Below are 1410 nucleotides of genomic sequence, written 5' to 3' on the forward strand. Positions count from 1 at the left end.
CGGCAGGGTTCTGGCGATCTCGGGGTGGCCCTGGTTCCGCGGCACGCGGCGTACGTCATCTACACCTCGGGCTCGACGGGGCGGCCCAAGGGCGTCGTGATCGACCACGGCAGCCTCGCCAACCTCTGCCACCACTACGAGCGCGTGACCTTCGCCGGACACCGGGAGCGCTCGGGCGCCACCCGGATCCGCATGATCTCGACGGCGCCCCTGGCCTTCGACTCCAGCTGGACCACGGTGCTCGGCCTCTTCCTCGGCCACGAGCTGCACCTGTCGGGCGACGACGACCGCCGCGACGCCGCCGGGCTGGCCGCGTACGTCGAGCGGGAAGGCGTCGACCTGCTGGAGACCACTCCGGGCTACGCCGTCGAACTGGTCGAGCAGGGCCTGCTGGAGGCGCGCCCGGGGACGCACCGCACCCTGGTGGTGGGCGGAGAGGCGTTGCCGGAGTCGCTGTGGCGCCGGGTGCTGGACGCCCCGGGGTGGACCGGGCAGAACACCTACGGCCCGACGGAGAACACGGTCGATGCCCTGGCGGCGTGGTTCGCCGATGCCGACGGGCCGGTGCTCGGTCGGGTGACGACGAACACGCGGGCCTATGTGCTGGACGCGGGGCTGCGGCCGGTGCCGGTGGGGGTGGCGGGCGAGCTGTTCCTGTCCGGGGCGCAGGTGGCGCGTGGCTACCTCGGGCGCCCCGGGCTGACGGCGTCGCGCTTCCTGCCGGATCCGTTCGGCGGTCCGGGCGAGCGGATGTACCGCACCGGGGACGTGGTGCGGTGGACCGTGGACGGCCAACTCGCCTTCCTGGGGCGGGCGGACGACCAGGTGAAGGTGCGCGGCTTCCGGATCGAGCTCGGTGAGGTGTCGGCCGCCCTGGAGCGCTGCACGGACGTCGCGAGCGCCGTCGCGGTGGTGCGGGAGGATCGCCCGGGGGACCGCCGACTCGTCGGGTACGTGGTGGCGCGCGAGGACGCGGCCGTCACGGGCGCCGAGGTGCGACGCGAGCTCGGCGCGCTCCTGCCGGAGTACGCGGTGCCGTCGGCCGTCGTGGTGCTGGAGACGCTGCCGCTGACGGGCAACGGCAAGGTGGACCGCCGCGCCCTGCCGGCGCCCGAGGCGGAGGCGCACGTGACGCGCGCGCCTCGGGACGCGCGGGAGGAGGTGCTGTGCGGGCTGTTCGAGCAGGTACTCGGACGGCCGCGGGTCGGGGTGGAGGACGACTTCTTCGCGCTGGGCGGGCACTCGCTGCTGGCCATGCGCCTCGTCGCACGGGTGCGGGCGGCGCTCGGGGTGGAGCTGGGCATCCGCGACCTGTTCCAGGCGCCGACCGTGGCCGGCCTGACCGCCCTGCTCGACCGGCGCGGCGAGGTGGCCCCGAGGCCGCCGCTGCGGCCCGTCGAGCGCCCCGAG

1 protein-coding gene is annotated in these 1410 nt (G+C 75.3%); it reads left to right on the forward strand.

The features are described 5' to 3' along the window. Nucleotides 1-24 precede the first annotated feature (24 nt). The coding region (locus tag PUR71_RS02755) for a non-ribosomal peptide synthetase (RefSeq protein ID WP_329924685.1) at nucleotides 25-1410 on the forward strand (1386 nt) is incomplete at its 3' end.

Source organism: Streptomyces sp. SP17BM10, from assembly GCF_036322405.1.
GTDB lineage: Bacteria > Actinomycetota > Actinomycetes > Streptomycetales > Streptomycetaceae > Kitasatospora.